Source organism: Streptomyces sp. AA4 (assembly GCF_000158875.1).
Lineage (GTDB): Bacteria > Actinomycetota > Actinomycetes > Mycobacteriales > Pseudonocardiaceae > Amycolatopsis.
Window position 1 is genome coordinate 1,854,735 of sequence record NZ_GG657746.1, and the last position, 13,714, is coordinate 1,868,448.

Below are 13,714 nucleotides of genomic sequence, written 5' to 3' on the forward strand. Positions count from 1 at the left end.
GGTCGTCCTCGAGCGAATCAGAGAAGCCCGCGAAGGCGGCCAGCGCGGCGGCGGCGTTCAGCACCACCGCGTCGCGCACCGGCCCGGTCTTGCCGCTGACCAGTTCCCGGACGACCTCCGCGTTCGCCGCCGCGTCGCCGCCGCGCAGGTCTTCGGCCGTGGCGCGCGGGATGTCGAGCGACTGCGGGTCGAAGGTGCGTTCCGTCACCGTGCCGCCGGAAACCACCAGGACCGACGTCGTGGTCGTGGTGGTGATCTCGTCCAGTCCGTCGTCGCCGCGGGCCACCAGCACCGACATCCCGCGCTCGGCGAAAATCTCCGCCAGGGCATGGGTTTTGTCGGCGTAGGCGCAGCCGATCAGCGCACTCTGCGGCTGCGCCGGGTTGGTGAGCGGGCCGAGCAGGTTGAACGTGGTCGGCACGCCCAGTTCGCGCCGCGGCGGGCCGGTGTGCCGGAACGCCGGGTGGAACGCCGGCGCGAAGCAGAACCCGATGCCGATCTCCTCGAGCGACGCGAGCACCGCCTCCGGCGGCAGGTCGATCTTCACGCCGAGGGTCTCCAGCACGTCGGCCGCGCCGGACTTCGACGACGCGCTCCGGTTGCCGTGCTTGGCCACCGGCGCGCCCGCCGCCGCCGTGACGATCGTCGCCATCGTGGAGATGTTCACCGAATTCGACCGGTCGCCGCCGGTGCCGACGATGTCCACCGCGGGGCGGCTCAGCGTGATCCGCCGGGCGTGCGCCAGCATCGCGTCGGCCATGCCGGAGATCTCCGCGGGCGTTTCGCCCTTGGCGCGCAGCGCGACCGCGAAGCCGCCGATCTGCGCCTGCCCGGCGCTGCCGGACATGATCTGGTCCATCGCCCACGCCGTGTCCTCGGCGGAAAGGTCCTCGCCCGCGATGAGCCGGGTGAGCAGCGCGGGCCAGGTGTGCGGGGTGGCGCCCACCGGGCTCAGCCGCCGTTGACGGCGGGGACCCGCCCGGCGCGCAGCACGCCGGCGACGGTTTCCGCCGCGGTCAGCGGGTCGAGGGGGTGCACCAGCACGGCGTCGGCCAGCGCCCAGGTGGCGAGCCATCGGTCGTCGCGGCGGCGGACGGCGACCACGATCGGCGGGCAGTCGTCGATCTCGTGCTTGAGCTGGCGGGTCAGGCCGATGCCGCCGGTCGGCTGCGCCTCGCCGTCGAGGATCGCGAGATCGACCGAGCCCGCGTCCATTTCGGCGAGCACGTCGGCGATGCCGGCCGCCTCGACCCACTCGACGCGGCCGAGGTCGGCCGCCGGGCGCCTGCCGACGGCGTTCATGATCGCCTCGCGGACCTCGGCCTTGTGGCTGAACACCAGGATCCGCTGGGACTGCTCGCTCATTGAGCACGCCTCCGTCTCGTCACGGGTGGAACAGCCGCGATCGTATCCGCCGAGACGCATCTCACGCGGACGCGGTGGGCGAGTCACCCGGTTGCCGCGCCTCCCAGCCCGGAGCGTCGCCGCCGAGCCGCTGCGCCAGCCCCGCCATCCGGGACCGTTCCTGGGCGCAGTGCAGGGCGTCCAGCACCTGCACCCGCCGGGCGTGCGCCAGCACCCGGTCGCCGTCGCGGCTTTGCTCGCGCAGGTCGTAGCCGTCCTGGGCGAGGATCGCCGCCGCCTCTTCGATCCGGTCCGCCGGAAGCACGAGGTGATGGACGAGCACCGCGGGCGCTTCGCTTGCCCAGCCGGGTGAATCGGCGAGCACCGCCGAGTCCGCGACGGCCGGATCGAACGCCGAGACGACGGTCCGCAGACCGGGCGCGTCCGGGTCCAGAACCGCTTCTCCCGGCTTTCTCACCAGGTCACGGAGCTTCTCCAGCCAACTCACGAGTAGCTCCTTCCGCTGCTGGTCCGCCGCTCGCGCGCGGGTGTGACGCGAAGCTCCCACGACCCGCCGCAGACCCGGCGGGCGGGGTGCCGTCGCGAGAGGACATAATGCGATCCGTGACAACGGCAGCTCCCACCATCAGCCAGCGGGTCCACTCGCTGAACCGGCCGAACATGGTCAGTGTCGGCACCGTCGTGTGGCTGTCCAGCGAACTGATGTTCTTCGCCGGACTGTTCGCCATGTTCTTCACCGTCAAGGCGCAGAACCCGGCCGGGGCGTCCTGGCCGCCGCCGTTGCACGGCGAGGAGTTCCACCTCAACGTCGCGTACGCGATCCCGTTCACGGTGATCCTCGTGCTGTCGTCGCTGACCTGCCAGTTCGGCGTGTTCGCCGCGGAGCGGGGCGACGTCTACGGGCTGCGGCGCTGGTACATCGTGACGCTGATCATGGGCGCGATCTTCGTGTTCGGGCAGGCGAACGAGTACCACAACCTCGTCGAGGAGGGGCTCACGATCCCGTCCGGCCCGTTCGGCACGGTGTTCTACCTCGCGACCGGTTTCCACGGCCTGCACGTGATCGGCGGGCTCATCGCCTTCGTGTTCCTGCTGGTCCGCACGAAGCTCAGCAAGTTCACTCCGGCGCAGGCCACCTCGGCGATCGTCGTGTCGTACTACTGGCACTTCGTCGACATCGTGTGGGTAGGCCTCTTCGCGGTGATCTACATCCTTCCCTGATCTCCGCACCGCCACCACAAAACGGCCTGAACTGACAGCAAGGGTTGCCGCAAGATGACCACCAGCACCAAATCCTCGGAGCGCCGGTTCCGCGCGCGCTCGAAGATGCGCAGGCGCCTCGCGGGCGTGCTCGCACTCGGCGTCGCCCTGGTGGGGGCCGGCGCCCTGTACGCCGTCTTCGCCCCGGAACCGCAGACCGCGCAGGCACAAGGGGATCCGGCCCTGCTGCGCCAGGGCGAGCAGGTCTACAACAACACCTGCATCGAATGCCACGGCAAGAACCTCGAGGGCGTCAAGGACCGCGGTCCGAGCTTGATCGGCATCGGCGACGCGGCCGTCTACTTCCAGACCTCCTCCGGCCGGATGCCCGCGGCGCGCCAGGAAGCGCAGATGCCGCGCAAGCCGCCGAAGCTCACCCCGAGCGAGATCGACGCGGTCGGGGCCTACGTGCAGGCGCACGGCGGCGGCGCGCAGCGCCCGGAGGAGCGCGGCGAGGCGCTGCGCGGCAACGACCCGGCGCGCGGCGGCGAGCTGTTCCGGCTCAACTGCGCGTCCTGCCACAACTTCACCGGCAAGGGCGGAGCGCTGTCGGCGGGCAAGTACGCGCCGCCGCTGGACCCGGCTACCGAGGAGCAGATCTACGACGCGATGCTCACCGGGCCGGAAAACATGCCCAAGTTCTCCGACCGGCAGCTCAGCCCGGAGGAGAAGAAGGACATCATCGCCTACGTCAAGTCGGTGTCCGACGGCAACAACGACCCGGGCGGCAACGGTCTCGGCGGGGTCGGCCCCGCCTCGGAAGGCGTCATCGCGTTCGTCGTCGGAATCGCCGCGCTCGTCGGCATTACGCTGTGGATTGGATCGAAGGCATGAGTGCCGAAGGGCCCAAGCCGCCCTCGGAGGCGGAGCTGGCTGAGATGGACCGCGACGAGCTGCTCAAGCTCGGCGGTCAGCTCGACGGCGTCGAAATCGTCGAGTACCCGGAGCCGTGGCCGGTCAAGGACACCCGCGCGGAGCGGCGCGCCCAGCGCCACGTCGCGTTCTGGTTCACCCTGTCCGCGCTCGCCGGCCTGGCGTTCGTGGTCGTGATGGCCTGGCCGAAGTGGTGGGAGTACAAGGACCCGAGCGACCCGAGCGGGCACTCGACCTACAGCCTCTACACCCCGGCGCTCGGCGTCACGCTCGGTCTCGCGGTGCTGTCGCTCGGCATCGGCGTGATCCTCTACACCAAGAAGTTCGTCCCGCACGAGGTCGCGGTGCAGCAGCGCAGCGACGGCCCGTCCGCGGAGGTCGACCGGGCCACCATCCTGGCCCACCTGGCCGACGCCGGGACCCGCAACGGCATCGCCCGCCGGTCGCTGATCAAGCGCACCGCCGGCGCCGGCGCGGGCGCGCTCGGCCTCGCGGTCGCCGCGCTCCCGATCGCGTCCTTCATCAAGGACCCGTGGAAGGACAGCGACAACAAGGACGGCCTCTGGCACACCGGATGGCTGCCGAACTTCCCGGGCGAGAAGGTCTACCTGCGCCGCAACACCGGCAACCTCGAAGAGGACGTCAAGAACGGCGTCGCGCTGGTCAAGGCCGAGGACCTCGACGCGGGCGCGATGGAGACGGTCTTCCCGTACCGCGAGTCGGAAAAGGGCGACGAGAAGAAGCTGGCCGCGGCCCTGATGCGGGTCGACAACCCGGTCATGCTCATCCGGCTGCGCCCGACCGACGCCGCGCGCGTGGTCAAGCGCAAGGGCCAGGAGGACTACAACTTCGGCGACTACTACGCGTACACGAAGATCTGCAGCCACGTCGGCTGCCCGACCTCCCTGTACGAGCAGCGCACGAACCGCATCCTCTGCCCGTGCCACCAGTCGCAGTTCGACGCCCTGCACTACGCGAAGCCGATCTTCGGCCCGGCGACGCGTCCGCTGGCCCAGCTTCCGATCACGGTTGACGAAGAGGGATACTTGATCGCGAAGGGCGACTTCAACGAGGCCATCGGACCGGCCTTCTGGGAGCGTAAGTCATGAGTTCACTCACCACGCCGACCAAGGGCACGAGCGCACTCCAGAAGCACCTGGGCGAGGCCGCGGACAACGCGGACCAGCGGTACAAGCTGGCCAAGGGCCTGCGGCACCAGATGAACAAGGTGTTCCCGACCCACTGGTCCTTCCTGCTGGGCGAGATCGCCCTGTACAGCTTCATCGTCATCCTGCTGTCCGGGGTGTACCTGACGCTGTTCTTCGACCCCTCCATGCAGGAGGTCACGTATCACGGCAGCTTCACGAACATGCAGGGCATGCAGATGTCCCAGGCGTTCAAGACGACGCTGGACATCTCGTTCGACGTGCGCGGCGGCCTGTTCGTGCGGCAGCTGCACCACTGGGCGGCGCTGATCTTCGTCGCGTCGATGATGGTGCACATGCTCCGGATTTTCTTCACCGGCGCGTTCCGCAAGCCCCGCGAGGCGAACTGGGTCATCGGCGGCCTGCTGCTGATCCTGGGCATGTTCGAGGGCTTCTTCGGCTACTCGCTCCCGGACGACCTGCTGTCCGGCACCGGTATCCGCGCGACCCTGTCCGGCATCGTGCTGTCGGTGCCGGTGATCGGCACCTGGATCCACTGGGCGCTGTTCGGCGGGGAGTTCCCCGGCGACCAGATCATCCCGCGGCTCTACACGCTGCACATCCTGCTGGTCCCGGGCATCATGCTGGCGCTGATCGGCGCGCACCTGGCGCTGGTCTGGTACCAGAAGCACACCCAGTTCCCGGGCGTGCGGCGCAAGGAGACCAACGTCGTCGGCGTGCGGATCATGCCGTACTTCGCCCTCAAGGGCGGCGCGTTCTTCACCCTGGTCGTGGGCGTGCTGGCGCTGATGTCCGGCCTGTTCCAGATCAACCCGGTGTGGAACTTCGGGCCGTACAACCCGTCGATGGTGTCCGCGGGGTCCCAGCCGGACTTCTACATGGCCTGGGCGGACGGGATGCTCCGGATCTGGCCCGCCTGGGAGGTCTACCTCGGGAACTACACGATCCCGGCGGTGTTCTTCCCCGGTGCGATCGGCATGCCGATCCTGTTCGCGCTGCTGCTGACGTATCCGTTCCTGGAGCGCAAGCTGTCCAAGGACACCGCGCACCACAACCTGCTCCAGCGGCCGCGCGACGCACCGGTCCGCACCGCGCTGGGCATGATGGCGCTCGGGTTCTTCGCGGTGATCGAGCTGTCCGGCTTCAACGACATCATCGCCGACCAGTTCGACATCTCGCTGAACGCGACCACGTGGGCGGGCCGCATCGGCGTGCTGATCGTGCCGCCGCTCGCGTACTACTTCACCTACCGGATCTGCCTCGGCCTGCAGCGGTCCGACCGTGAGGTGCTGGAGCACGGCGTCGAGACCGGCATCATCAAGCGGCTGCCGCACGGCGAGTTCATCGAGATCCACCAGCCGCTGGCCGGCACGGACAGCCACGGCCACGCCATCCCGCTCGAGTACCAGGGCGCGGCGGTGCCGAAGAAGATGAACAAGCTCGGCACCGCGGGCCACGCCGTCCCGGGTTCGATCTGGACGCCGGACCCGGCGGAGGAGACGAAGGCGCTCGAGCGCGCCCGCGGCAACGGCCACGGGGCCGGGCACGGGAAGCTCGAGGGTTCCGAGGAGACGACCACCGAGGTCGGTTCCGGGCACTGAGTCCCCGCGTCTGGCTGAACGTCGGAAGGCCCCTTCCTCTTCGTGAGGGAGGGGCCTTCTTGCTGTGTTGTGGGAGGAGGGGCGGCGCTGACCGGTTCCGCGTCGTGGCGGTCGACGCCGCGCGGGAAGCTCGTCGTGCCGGGCGCTGAGCCCTGGGTTCCGCCGAACGCTTCTCGCTGTGCTGCTAAAGCTGGATGCGGGCGACGATCTCGTCCTCGTCCATTTCCCCGGTCGGCCGGAAGCCGAGTCGTTCGTAGAAGGGGCCGGGACTGTGCTTGCCCGGCATCCAGCTGACCGTCACGGATTCCGCGTCGCGGCGGCGTGCTTCGGCCAGCACCGCTTCGACCGCGAAGCGTCCGTAGCCCTTTTTCTGGTGTTTGGCGGCGATGTTCAGCCGCCAGAGATAGGTGCGGTAGTACTCGGTCGGGTTGTCCGGGTCGAAGGCGGCCATGACGAAACCGACGAGTTTCTTCCCGGCGTAGATCAGCCTCGGCCACGCGACGTCGTGCTGGACATAGGCTTCGGCGAGCGAGACGGCGACCGGGGCCACGTAGTCCCGCTGGTGCTTCGCCACCTTCAGCTCGCAGGCGTCTTCTACGTTGTCGACCGTGACTTCGACCAGTCTCGGGGTCGTCATGGGAAATACGGTAGCGCTCGCCGCGAGGTTCAGAGCCGGATGCGGCCGACGACCTCGCCCTCGTGAATCTGGCCGGTGGGCTGGAATCCGAGCCGCAGATAGAACGGCTCCGGGCTGTGCTCGCCAGGCACCCAGAGCACCGTGGCCGAATCCGCCCCGCGGCGGCGTGCTTCCGCCAGCACCGCTTCGACGGCGAACTTCCCGTAGCCCTTCTTCTGGTGCCCCGCGGCGATGTTCAACCGCCAGATGCCGCAACGGAAGTAGTCGATCGGACAGCCTGGGTCGAAGGCGGCCATCACGAAGCCGACGAGTTCGTCGCCCGCGTAGACCAGCCTCGGCCAGGCGATGTCCGGCCGGGGGTAGGCCTCGGCCAGCGAGCGCGCGACCGGGGCCACGTACCGCTCCTGGTGCGGGGCCACCGCCAGATCGCAGGCCGCGCCCACGTTGTCGGGGGTGACCTCGGCCAGCCGCAGTGTCGTCATGCCCCGGACGTTAGCCCGGGGGTACGACAATTCTCAGGCTCCTTCGACGCCGATCTCGAACGCGGAATCGGTGTCGGCGCGGGAGTAGGACCGGAACGCGATGTGGGTGACGGTGTCGAGCACGCCGCGGACCTTGCCGATGCGCCCGGGAATCAGGTCGGCGAGGTCCTCGTGGGCCTGCACGCGCACGGTGGCGATGAGGTCGACGTCCCCGGCGCACGAGTAGACCTCGGACACCTGGTCGAGGTCCGCGATCGCCTGCGCGGCCTGCGGGATTTCCTCGGCCTCTACGTTGATCAGCACGATCGCCGTGATCACAGCGTTCCTCCCACTTCCTGGCGGTAACCGACGTGCGCGATCGTAGCCGGGAACACGCCCCGGCACGGTGCGGCGGGGGCAGCTCGAAAGGATTCCCCGCCGGGTCGCGCGGATCGCCGCGGGCGACCTCAGTTCGCGACGTGTTCGAGCGACCGGGCATCGGCGACCCGGGCGAGCCACGATTGCCAGCCGGCGACGGCGACGGGCTCGGCCCACGGCCGGGTGGTGCGGACGAGCCGCGTCCCCGGACGCGCGAGCCACCGCAGCAGGATCCCGACCTCCTCGCCGGGCGCGCCGCGCAGCGGACCGTCGCCGGGCAGCACCGTTTCCCCGGCGGCGACCAGGGATTCGACCACCGGCATCGGCGGCACCCCGCGACGGGCCACTCCGGCCGAGGCGAGCCTGCCGTAGCGGATCACCGACAGTTCCCAACCGCCGCTGCCGTCCGGGGCCGCGGCGATGAGTTCCGCGACCGACGCGAGCGCGGCCTGCCGGTGTGCGCGGCCGACAGCGCGGACCAGCCCGGCCAGTTCGTCCCGGTGCCGGGCGGCTTGTTCGTAATGCCTTCGCGCGGACATTTCCTCCAGCCTCGCCGCGGCCAGATGGAGCGGGCGGCCGTCGTGGCCGGCGATGAGTCCGCGGGCGGCGTCCACGGCGGGGGAGTACTCGGCGACGGTTTGCCTGCCCGCGCAGGGGGCTCCGCAGCGGCCGAGTTCCGCCAGAACGCACGGCGTGCCGGACGCGGAGGTGGCCGAGATGCGCTGGGTGCAGGTCCGCAGGCCGGAGGCGTCGGCGAGAGTTTCGGCGGCGGTGCGCGCGTCGGCCTGGCTGCGGAACGGCCCGAGCGTGCCCGCGCGCGGCAGGCGGACCACGGAAAGCCGCGGGAAAGCCTCGTCGGTGAGGCTGATCCACCAGCCGTGGTGCGGGTTTTTCGAGCGCCGGTTGTAGGCCGGGCGGTGCGCGGCGATCAACCGCAGTTCGCGGATCTCGGCTTCGAGGGAATGCGCGCACTCGATGGCGTCCACCCGCTCCGCCAGCGCGACCATTTCCCGGATCCGGCCCCGGCTCTCCGAACCGGTGAAATACGTCCGTACGCGCCTTCTCAGGTCGCGCGCGGTGCCGACGTACAGGACTTCGTCGCGCGGTCCCTTGAAGAGGTACACGCCCGGTCGCGACGGGAGGTCGGCGGCGAGGTTTCGCTTGCGCCGCTGGGCCGGCGTGACGTCCGGGAGGTAGTCGATCAGCTCCTCGACGGTGTGCACGCCGAGGTTGCCGACGCGCTCCAGCAACGCGTGCAGGACGTCGGTGGTGGCGCGGGCGTCGTCGAGCGCACGGTGCGTCGGCCGGGTGCGCGAGCCGAGCAGCATGGACAGCGACGACAACCGGTAGCTGCGCGCTTCTTCCCGCGGGATGACGCGGCGCGCGAGCTTCACCGTGCAGACGACCGTGGGGCGCGGCCAGACGTAACCGTGTCCCTCGCAGGCCGCTTTCATGAAGCTGGTGTCGAAGCCGGAGTTGTGCGCGACCAGCACGGCGCCCGAGATGAACTCCAGGAACGCGGGCAGCACGCGTTCGATCCGGGGCGCGTCGTAGACCATCGCCTGCGTGATCCCGGTCAGCTCGACGATCTGCGGCGGGATCGGCGTGCCCGGGTTGACCAGCGTCGCGAACTCGCCCAGCACCTGTCCGGCGCGGACCTTGACCGCGCCGATCTCGGTGATCCCGTCCGGGCCGGGTTTGGTGCCGGTGGTCTCGAGGTCGAACACGACGAACGTGGTGTCCCGCAGCGGGGTGCCGAGCTCGTCGAACGCCAGCTGAGCCTGGATCGGCCTCGGTCGGGTCTCCATGATCGCGCACAGTAGGACCGACCACCGACAATCTTCGCGCGCGCCGCCCGTGGCCCGATGGTGACCAGCGGAACGGGCCGGTGCGGCGCGGGATCCGGCGGCGGGGCCTACCCTGGACCAATGCACCCTCAGCCCGTCGAACCGGAAGAAGCCGCGGAGGCCGTCGGCCCCTCGGCGGTTCCGGCGCGGGCGGAGGAGGACGCCGAGGTCCCGGAACCGGGGACGTGTCCGGAACCGGCGACGTGGACGAGCCTGCCGGAGGCAGTGCGCGAGCGGATCGCCGAACTGGCCGCGGCCGCGGTCGCGAAACTGCCGGTCGCCGACGTGCCGCGGCAGCTGCGGCCGGTCGCGAAGTTCGCCCCGGCCAAGCGCGCGAAGCTCGGCGGCACCGCGCTGCTGACCGCGTTGGGCGACTCGGCGCAGTTCCGGACCGCGGTCCTGGAATGGCTGCGCGAGCACCGGACCGACGCGCTGGACCCGAACGTCGCGGACTCCGTCGCGGCCGCTGCCGCCGCGGTGCTGCTCGGCGAATCCGGTGCGGCCGGACGCGTGCGGCTGGTCGCGAAGAACGCCGAGGAAACCGCGTTGCGCGCGGAGCGGGACGCGGCGCTGGCCCGGAACCAGCGGCTGGAAGCCGAAATCGCCGAGCTGCGGGCCGAGCTGGAAGAGGCGCGCGGGGCGGTCGAGCGAGCGCGAGGCGAACGCGAGGCCGAGGTCGAGAAGCTGCTGCGCCGGTTGCGTGAGCAGGGCGTTTTGCTGCGCCAGGCCAAGGACGCGGCGGAGGCGGCGCGCGCCGAACTGGCGGACGGGGGAGCGACGCGGGAACGCGAGATCGAGATGCTGAACGCGCAGCTCGACCGCGAACGCCGCCGGGTCGCCGCCGAACGCACTCGTGCCGAACGGGCGGTCGCGGACGCGGAGATGGCGCGGCAGTCGGCGCGCGAGGCCAGGGAGGCCGACGAGGTCCGGCTGGCGTTGCTGGTGGACACGATCGACGGCGCCGTCCACGGGCTTCGGCGCGAACTCGCGTTGGGCGATCGCGGCGCGCGGCCCGCCGACATGGTCAGCGGCGCGCGGTCCGGGCTCGGCCCCGGCGGGCGGATCCAGGACGTCACGGCGCTCGACCGGCATCTGGCGCTGCCGAACGTCCATCTCATCGTGGACGGCTACAACGTCACCAAAACGGGTTACCCGGAACTGGCGCTGGCCGATCAGCGGGACCGGCTCGTGCACCAGCTTTCAGCGCTGGCGGCGCGCACGTCGGCGGAGGTCACGGTGGTGTTCGACGGGGCCGGTGTGCTGTCGGTGCCCGCCGCGGTGCCGCGCGGGGTTCGAGTGCTGTTTTCCGAGCGTGGAGTGCTCGCGGACGACGTGATCCGGTCGCTGGTGGCGGCCGAGCCGAAGGGCCGTCCGATGGTCGTCGCGACGTCCGACCGGGCGGTCGCGGACTCGGTCCGCGCGGCCGGCGCGCACCCCGCTCCGGCGGCGGTGCTGGTCAGCCGATTGGGTCGAGTCTGACCCCTGCCCGCCGTCCGGGCTCCGAAAATTGTCGGTGGTGCTTCCTACCGTTTGTTCCCGAGGCGATTCCCGGAACCGGTCCGGGGCCTCGCGGACGGACGGAGGCTCGGCGATGGGCGAGAACAAGCGGTTCGGTTTCGGTGTGCGTCACCCGCGCGGGGCGGGTTCCGCGGTGAGTCTTCCCACTGGGGTGAGCCCGGCCACGGCTGAGGCGCGGGACCGGGATCTGGAGGCGCGCCGGGAAAGCGGCGTTTCTGCTGGTTCTGGTTGTCGCGCGGGGGAAGCGGCGGTGGTTTTGCGGCGGCCGGGCGAGGGGATGGGGGCGGAGTCGCTGCGGGGCGGGGAGGACGTGGCCTTGGCGGGCTCTCTGAGCGGGGAGCAGGCGCGCTTAGGCGTGGTTGGCGGAGAGGGGAGCGCGGACCCGTCGGGCGGGGAGTCGGCACGGCAGGAAGCGGCGGCTGCGAATTCGCCAGGCGACGGGTCGGCACGGCGAGGCCCTGGTGCTGTGAGTCCGCTCGGCAGGGGGCGGGTCCGGCGCGGCGAGGGTGAAACAGCGGAGACCTCGGGCTCGTCAGGCGGGGAACCGAGGCGGCTGGACGCGCACGATGCGGAGGAGTCGCGAGAGCTGGGCGTCGCCGACCTCGCCCAGCCTCGGCGCGCGGGACGGCGGCACTCCGGAGCGTCCCGCAGCGCGAAGCGGGCGAAACCCGTTGCCTCCCGCCGGGAAGAGCGGCGGCCGGAGGGTGCGGTGGACGTCGCGGTCGAGGACATCGACACGTTCGTCGTCGACTGCGACCGGTGTGCGGTGCGCGGGGCGGCGTGTGCCGATTGCGTGGTCAGCGTGCTGCTCGGGCCGCCGGTCGGCCTCGTCTGGGACGCGGACGAGCGGCGGGCTGTCGACGCGCTCGCCGAGGCGGGGATGGTGCCGCGGCTGCGCCTGGTTCCGGAGACCGACAGTAGGTCGGCGTGACACCAGTGGGTGACACTGACTCGCCGAGCGGTCGCCTCGGTGCGGTGAACGGTAAGTAGTCGAAGGGGTCGTTTGAGCTGCCGCAGCGTGTGACCTAAGTCACGTGTAACTGCCTTGCTGGTCCGATGGTGTTTCGCCGGACTACGGAGAGTTTTTACGGGGGGCCAGGTGGACGCGCCGACGGTCTTTTCGTAACCTGGCCGAGATCTCGCGCCAGGCAGCTGTCGGACGACGGCGACGCGGGATCGCCGCCGGTACGGCTTTGTCGGGGAGTCAGGACCGGAACCAACCACCGTGCGCGGAAAGCTGTTGTGGCACACGACGGCCGGAACGCGGACGGGCATCGTGCGCGAAGAGGGCCCCCGACCTCTTCCGCGCCGGGTTCCGGACACGGCGGCCCAACGAGCAAAGGAGACCCGCGCGGCCGTGCAGTCGCATCCAGTCAAGCGCGTGGTGTCAGGCGCCCTCGCGGCCGCCTCGGTGATCGCTATCGTCACCGCGGCGCAGCCGGCGGGCACCGCAGCCGCTTCCCCCCTCCCCGTCCTCCAGGCCCCGCCGGACTCCGGTTCGGACGCTCTCGCCAAGTACCGCGACCTCGCGGCGCAGGCGGAGAAGGCGAACGAGGACCTCCTCAAAGCCAAAGACGACCTCGCCGCCCGGCAGGGCGACCTCGACAAGGCCAACGGAGACGTGAGCAACGCTCACAACCTCTCCGCGCAGGCCGCCGAGAACGAGAAGAAGTACAAGGTCGACGTCGACAAGTTCGCGAACGCGTCGTTCCTGTCCGGCGTGCAGATGAACAAACTGTCCGCGCTGCTGGCGGGCACGTCGACGCAGGAGTTCCTCGACCGTTCGTCGGCGCTGGACCAGATCGCCTCGCAGAAGGCCGCCGCGCTGGAGAAGCTCCAGGGCGCGGTCGACCAGGCCAAGGCCGCCGAGAAGCTGGCCGCCGACGCCGCGCAGCGGGCCACCGCGGCGCGCGACGCGGCGGCGAAGCTGACCGAGGACATCACGGCCAAGAAGAAGTCCCTCGACGACCAGGTCGCCGAGCTGAAGAAGACCTCGTCGGCGTTGAGCCAGGCCGACCGCAACGCGCAGAAGGACACCGGCGGCGACATCTCGGTGGACCTCGCGAACGCGGGCCCGGCCGCGGCGGCCGCCGTCCAGGCCGCGCTCAGCCAGCGGGGCAAGCCCTACGAGTGGGGCGCCACCGGGCCGAGCTCGTACGACTGCTCGGGCCTGATGCAGTGGGCCTACAAGCAGGCCGGGATCTCCCTGCCGCGCTCGAGCCAGCAGCAGAGCCAGACCGGCACCCCGGTCCCGCGCAGCCAGCTGCAGCCCGGCGACCTGGTGTTCTACTACTCGCCGGTTTCGCACGTGGGCATGTACATCGGCAACGGGATGATGGTGCACGCGCCGACCACCGGCGACGTCGTCAAGATCTCGCCGCTGCAGAGCCAGTACGTGGGTGCGCGCCGGGTCGCCTGACCGGACGTTCTCGCTTTCCCCGGGGCGGTGCCGCACACGCGGTGCCGCCCCGGTTTTTTTGGTGAGGGCCGTGAGCTGGTTCGCGGTGGGGAATGCTCGCGATGACCACGGGCGCTGCGGTGGCGATCGGCCGGTGCGAAGCCAATACGCAGGTGAGCGGCGAGGCGAGATGCGGGTTTCGCGCGCCGG

14 protein-coding genes are annotated in these 13,714 nt (G+C 70.7%); 7 read left to right on the forward strand and 7 right to left on the reverse strand.

Annotated elements, in window-relative coordinates; all coding sequences use genetic code 11:
* The 3 genes from trpD to SSMG_RS08715 all read right to left on the reverse strand — a co-directional run.
* Positions 1-946: anthranilate phosphoribosyltransferase (gene trpD / locus SSMG_RS08705; protein WP_009074812.1), on the reverse strand; the 946-nt coding region annotated here is incomplete at its 3' end.
* Between the two features lie 5 nt (positions 947-951).
* Positions 952-1,365 (reverse strand): hypothetical protein, encoded by a 414-nt coding sequence (locus SSMG_RS08710; protein ID WP_009074814.1) that lies wholly within the window; start codon positions 1,363-1,365, stop codon positions 952-954.
* A gap of 61 nt (positions 1,366-1,426) precedes the next feature.
* The gene (locus SSMG_RS08715; RefSeq protein ID WP_037713031.1) at positions 1,427-1,852 is read right to left on the reverse strand and encodes a ribonuclease E inhibitor RraB; all 426 of its coding nucleotides are present in this window, start codon (positions 1,850-1,852) and stop codon (positions 1,427-1,429) included.
* 116 nt (positions 1,853-1,968) lie between these two features.
* On the opposite strand from SSMG_RS08715, the gene SSMG_RS08720 reads away from it, so the two are divergent.
* Genes SSMG_RS08720 through SSMG_RS08735 form a run of 4 tightly spaced genes read left to right on the forward strand, consistent with a single transcriptional unit; the run spans position 1,969 to position 6,265 of the window.
* Positions 1,969-2,586: a heme-copper oxidase subunit III gene (locus SSMG_RS08720; RefSeq protein WP_286156941.1), complete on the forward strand. Its 618-nt coding sequence runs from the start codon at positions 1,969-1,971 to the stop codon at positions 2,584-2,586.
* A gap of 54 nt (positions 2,587-2,640) precedes the next feature.
* The gene (locus tag SSMG_RS08725; protein WP_009074821.1) at positions 2,641-3,459 is read left to right on the forward strand and encodes a c-type cytochrome; all 819 of its coding nucleotides are present in this window, start codon (positions 2,641-2,643) and stop codon (positions 3,457-3,459) included.
* Entirely contained in the window at positions 3,456-4,607 is a 1,152-nt protein-coding gene (locus SSMG_RS08730) for a ubiquinol-cytochrome c reductase iron-sulfur subunit (RefSeq protein WP_037713036.1), read from the forward strand. Before SSMG_RS08725 ends, SSMG_RS08730 begins: the two co-directional genes overlap by 4 nt.
* The gene (locus tag SSMG_RS08735) at positions 4,604-6,265 is read left to right on the forward strand and encodes a cytochrome bc complex cytochrome b subunit (RefSeq protein WP_009074825.1); all 1,662 of its coding nucleotides are present in this window, start codon (positions 4,604-4,606) and stop codon (positions 6,263-6,265) included. Before SSMG_RS08730 ends, SSMG_RS08735 begins: the two co-directional genes overlap by 4 nt.
* 184 nt (positions 6,266-6,449) lie before the next feature.
* Here the strand turns inward: SSMG_RS08735 and SSMG_RS08740 are convergent, their stop codons facing one another.
* The 4 genes from SSMG_RS08740 to SSMG_RS08755 form a co-directional block, all read right to left on the reverse strand.
* A complete protein-coding gene (locus SSMG_RS08740) occupies positions 6,450-6,902 on the reverse strand; it encodes a GNAT family N-acetyltransferase (protein ID WP_009074827.1) in 453 nt (150 codons plus the stop codon).
* Positions 6,903-6,931: 29 nt separating this feature from the next.
* Positions 6,932-7,384: a GNAT family N-acetyltransferase gene (locus tag SSMG_RS08745; RefSeq protein ID WP_037713038.1), complete on the reverse strand. Its 453-nt coding sequence runs from the start codon at positions 7,382-7,384 to the stop codon at positions 6,932-6,934.
* A 33-nt stretch (positions 7,385-7,417) separates the two neighbouring features.
* Positions 7,418-7,702, reverse strand: a complete 285-nt coding sequence (locus tag SSMG_RS08750; protein ID WP_009074830.1) for an Lrp/AsnC family transcriptional regulator — start codon at positions 7,700-7,702, stop codon at positions 7,418-7,420.
* A gap of 128 nt (positions 7,703-7,830) precedes the next feature.
* A complete protein-coding gene (locus SSMG_RS08755) occupies positions 7,831-9,549 on the reverse strand; it encodes a DEDD exonuclease domain-containing protein (RefSeq protein ID WP_009074832.1) in 1,719 nt (572 codons plus the stop codon).
* A gap of 120 nt (positions 9,550-9,669) precedes the next feature.
* Between SSMG_RS08755 and SSMG_RS08760 the strand changes: the two genes are divergently transcribed.
* The 3 genes from SSMG_RS08760 (at position 9,670) to SSMG_RS08770 (ending at position 13,525) form a co-directional block, all read left to right on the forward strand.
* A complete protein-coding gene (locus SSMG_RS08760) occupies positions 9,670-11,067 on the forward strand; it encodes an NYN domain-containing protein (protein ID WP_009074834.1) in 1,398 nt (465 codons plus the stop codon).
* A gap of 748 nt (positions 11,068-11,815) precedes the next feature.
* The gene (locus SSMG_RS08765; protein WP_037358162.1) at positions 11,816-12,037 is read left to right on the forward strand and encodes a hypothetical protein; all 222 of its coding nucleotides are present in this window, start codon (positions 11,816-11,818) and stop codon (positions 12,035-12,037) included.
* A 450-nt stretch (positions 12,038-12,487) separates the two neighbouring features.
* Positions 12,488-13,525 carry an NlpC/P60 family protein gene (locus SSMG_RS08770; protein ID WP_199785846.1) on the forward strand — a complete coding sequence of 346 codons (1,038 nt, stop codon included), beginning with the start codon at positions 12,488-12,490 and terminating at the stop codon, positions 13,523-13,525.
* The last annotated feature ends 189 nt before the right edge of the window (positions 13,526-13,714 follow it).

Excerpts from the sequence above, each read along its gene's own strand:
- SSMG_RS08735 (WP_009074825.1), top strand. The coding sequence starts at position 4,604 with ATGAGTTCACTCACCACGCCGACCAAGGGCACGAGCGCACTCCAGAAG.
- SSMG_RS08730 (WP_037713036.1), top strand. The coding sequence starts at position 3,456 with ATGAGTGCCGAAGGGCCCAAGCCGCCCTCGGAGGCGGAGCTGGCTGAG.
- SSMG_RS08760 (WP_009074834.1), top strand. The coding sequence starts at position 9,670 with ATGCACCCTCAGCCCGTCGAACCGGAAGAAGCCGCGGAGGCCGTCGGC.
- SSMG_RS08755 (WP_009074832.1), bottom strand. The coding sequence starts at position 9,549 with ATGGAGACCCGACCGAGGCCGATCCAGGCTCAGCTGGCGTTCGACGAG.
- SSMG_RS08725 (WP_009074821.1), top strand. The coding sequence starts at position 2,641 with ATGACCACCAGCACCAAATCCTCGGAGCGCCGGTTCCGCGCGCGCTCG.
- SSMG_RS08745 (WP_037713038.1), bottom strand. The coding sequence starts at position 7,384 with ATGACGACACTGCGGCTGGCCGAGGTCACCCCCGACAACGTGGGCGCG.
- SSMG_RS08710 (WP_009074814.1), bottom strand. The coding sequence starts at position 1,365 with ATGAGCGAGCAGTCCCAGCGGATCCTGGTGTTCAGCCACAAGGCCGAG.
- SSMG_RS08740 (WP_009074827.1), bottom strand. The coding sequence starts at position 6,902 with ATGACGACCCCGAGACTGGTCGAAGTCACGGTCGACAACGTAGAAGAC.